At 49.2% G+C, this 2,975-nt stretch carries 5 protein-coding genes and 1 pseudogene; all 6 read right to left on the minus strand.

Going from position 1 to position 2,975, the window contains the following annotated elements; translation table 11 throughout:
• Window positions 1-293: 293 nt before the first annotated feature.
• Window positions 294-917 carry an IS630 family transposase gene (locus tag ACEW8P_RS18420; protein ID WP_373514544.1) on the minus strand — a complete coding sequence of 208 codons (624 nt, stop codon included), beginning with the start codon at window positions 915-917 and terminating at the stop codon, window positions 294-296.
• Between the two features lie 9 nt (window positions 918-926).
• Entirely contained in the window at window positions 927-1,322 is a 396-nt protein-coding gene (locus tag ACEW8P_RS18425; RefSeq protein WP_373514545.1) for a transposase, read from the minus strand.
• A gap of 151 nt (window positions 1,323-1,473) precedes the next feature.
• Window positions 1,474-1,830 (minus strand): type II toxin-antitoxin system HigA family antitoxin, encoded by a 357-nt coding sequence (locus tag ACEW8P_RS18430; RefSeq protein ID WP_373514546.1) that lies wholly within the window; start codon window positions 1,828-1,830, stop codon window positions 1,474-1,476.
• Between the two features lie 27 nt (window positions 1,831-1,857).
• Complete coding sequence (locus ACEW8P_RS18435) at window positions 1,858-2,241, minus strand: type II toxin-antitoxin system HigB family toxin (protein WP_373514547.1); 384 nt, start codon at window positions 2,239-2,241, stop codon at window positions 1,858-1,860.
• Window positions 2,242-2,314: 73 nt separating this feature from the next.
• Window positions 2,315-2,572: pseudogene (locus ACEW8P_RS18440) on the minus strand (type II toxin-antitoxin system PemK/MazF family toxin); the annotation flags it as partial.
• An 18-nt stretch (window positions 2,573-2,590) separates the two neighbouring features.
• Window positions 2,591-2,975, minus strand: a 385-nt coding sequence (locus ACEW8P_RS18445; RefSeq protein WP_373514548.1) for a hypothetical protein, incomplete at its 5' end; no start/stop codon positions are given.

The raw sequence follows: 2,975 nt of genomic DNA on the forward strand, positions 1-2,975 counted from the left end.
GGAGAGAATTTTAATCAATACGGTCAAGTTCTATAACAATAAGAAAGAATTAAGGCAGTATTTATCTTTCGATTTCAAAGATCAGTATAGTGAGAATTTTGATAATGTTATGCAGTTTCAGAATGAGCTTTTTGAGGTGGCGTGAGTAGAGGAATCAACTTTATCTGGAAAAATGCTCTTCCTATGTTGCCATCAATTTCTATTGTAAGGTACAACGAGGGTAGTTTAAGGAATTACTCCTTGCATTGCGTAAACTTGGTGGCGGGGCCGTTACTAGTGCAGGCAATTAAAAATTAATAAAAAGCCACCTCTGGGTGGTGAAAGAATTTCTTAATAACGTTTGTTTTCAACTCCATTTTTTCCAACGCTTCACCGACGGCCTTGGCCAAGGCGTCAATATTCTTGAACACCCGACTCCTGAGCAGGACGTTTTTCAGGTAATTCCACACCTGCTCGGAAGCGTTCAGCTCAGGGGAGTAGGCGGGCTGCCTGACTAGCTTCAATCTGCCCTGCGGCAGGCTTTCCAGGAATTCCCTAACGATCTTGCAGCCGTGAATGCTCGCCCCGTCCCAGATCAGAGTGACCTTCCCCGGTGTCTGGTCAGTCAGCAATTTTAAGAAAGCGACCATGTGCTTGCCTTTGAAACTTTCCTCCTGGCGGGTGTGAACGAAATGCCCCCCCGTGCTGGTTGCCCCGCACACGCCGTAAGTCTGGAATTGCTTGTCCCAGGAATCGATTTCCAGGTCTTCATTTTTCAGCCAGTAGGTTCGCAGGTCTTTCGGGTTGAGCAGGAAAGAGGACTCGTCAGCGTAAAACAGCGTTCTGCCCTCCCTTCTGGCCTCCTCTTTCAGCTCTGGCAGGGTTTCTTCCTTCCACTCCCGCACCGCTTCGGCATCCTGCCTGGGGTCGTGAAGCACCCCTTGCTTTCAGGTGAAGCCGATTTTGGCCAAAATACTGCCCACGCTCGACAGGCTCCGGTAGTGCACGGCGAATTTCTCCTCGATCAGCGCCCGCACACGTGGCCTTGTCCAATGGTCGGTGGCGTAGCCCAAGACCCTGGCCCCTTCGAGCAGATAGGATTTCAACTCGGACAGCTCATCCCCATCGAGTTGACTCTTCGCTCCGGGAGGCGTTTGAATTTCAATGCCGGGTAGGCCTTCTTCTTCGCAGGCGCTCAGCACTTGGCTGACCAGCCCCTGACTACAGGACAAACCCTCAGCAATCGACTTTTGGCTTATTCCCTGTCCTGAAAAGCGAATGATCGAATGGCGGCGGTAATCCCGAATATTGGTACTTTTGTTGAATTCCAGTTCATCTCCCATGTAGTCAACTTACGAAATCTTCCTTTAATTATCAACTGACTGGACTACCGACTGCCCCGTCATATGGTTTACCCCAGTTGTGCGGAGTTTGTAAAACTGCGTACTAAACATAGTGGGCCGTTTTTAACGGCCAGCTCCGTCAAAAGCCACGTTACCCTACTAACACTTCGACAGGCAACCGCAAGGCAACGTGGAGACGCCGAATCATGTCCAGCGTCAATTCTCTTTTCCGGTTCAGGATTTTCGAAACGACCGATTTGTCGCCCAGGTAAGGTTCGAGATCCTTACGGCTCAGGGCGAGTTCCTGCATTCGCACCTCGATGGCTTCGATGGGATCGACATCCGGCAGAGGGTACTTTTCCTCCTCGTACTTCTGCACCAACACCACCAGTAATTTTAATTCATCGGATTCGGGGCTTCCAACGGGTGCGTGGAAAATCTCGTCGATTCTCCCGATAGCCGTTTCGTATTCCTGCTCGGTTTCAATGAGTTTTTGGATAATTTCCATAATTCAGTCGTTCAGATTTATCCTCCTTCAAGAGACATTGACTGCGTCAATGGTATCGTATTCGGCGTGGGTACCAATCCACTTGATCATCATGTTCTTGTACACGAAGCTGATTCTGGCAATGAGACGGTATTTGTTGCCGCCGATATTGAAAATGATGCGGTCGTCTCCAATCCAGTCGGCGCTTGGGTAGTCCTGCCGTACCTCTGCGAAATTAGTCCATTGCGCTTTCGTGGCTTGCTTATACCAAGTCACAAGGACGTTTTCCGCTGACGTATGGGTCTTGCAAAACTCATCTATTTTCTTCTTGCTGATGACGTTCACGAGCGACTCTAAAATGCAAAGATATAGCAATTGTTGACAAATCAGCAACCCCGTTGTGCGGAGTTTGTAAAACTGCGTACTAAACATAGTGGGCCTTTTGTAAAGGCCCCGCCACCAAGTTTACGCCAATGCCAAGAGCCTGCTTCTCAGCCTAATAATTTTACAACTCAATGAGCCTTACGATCACGTCCACCACTTGCTGGTACTTGCTTTGAGAAATACTACCAAGTGTGTAAACGATAAGTTTCTTGTCCGCCGTGAAAAGACGATTTGGCCTGATATTCGAAGTTAATGGAAGGTTCCCAGTTAAAAGGTCGTCATCGTCAAGCGAAACGGCGAAGCCGTTAGTAATATTTTTACTTGTGATTTGGCAAAGCACAATATCTTCTCCCGGCAAATCAGCCAAAACCAGAGCCGGACGGCGCTTAGAAGCTGTTTAAGTTATTTTTTGTGCTAATCTTTTGATGTTTCCTATGATTATAAAAGCGTTTGCGTGTTCGGCCGTCCTCTCATAATCCCTTGAACACCTGCGGTTAGCAAGCGTCCAGCCGATTGTCCGCTCGACCACCCATCGTTTCTGGTGGATGTCCACCTTGCCTTTCCGAGCGATGGGAACCGTGGGTATTTCCACCGAAACACCGTGTTTTTCTGGCATTTCTTGGCTGAAAGTACCCCTGAACGAGCCATCGGCGAAGACCTTCTCGACCTCGTCGAGCAGAGGGTTCTGCCAGGCAAGCCCCTCCCACTTTCGGGCTGCTGTCGTGCCGTCGTGAGAGTTGGCCGCCACCACGAAACTATCCAGCAGCTTACCCATCGTGTCG

Origin of the sequence: Persicitalea sp., from assembly GCF_041751555.1 — a bacterium.
Classification (GTDB): Bacteria; Bacteroidota; Bacteroidia; order Cytophagales; family Spirosomataceae; genus Persicitalea.

Excerpts from the sequence above, each read along its gene's own strand:
- ACEW8P_RS18430 (WP_373514546.1), bottom strand. The coding sequence starts at position 1,830 with ATGGAAATTATCCAAAAACTCATTGAAACCGAGCAGGAATACGAAACG.
- ACEW8P_RS18435 (WP_373514547.1), bottom strand. The coding sequence starts at position 2,241 with ATGTTTAGTACGCAGTTTTACAAACTCCGCACAACGGGGTTGCTGATT.
- ACEW8P_RS18425 (WP_373514545.1), bottom strand. The coding sequence starts at position 1,322 with ATGGGAGATGAACTGGAATTCAACAAAAGTACCAATATTCGGGATTAC.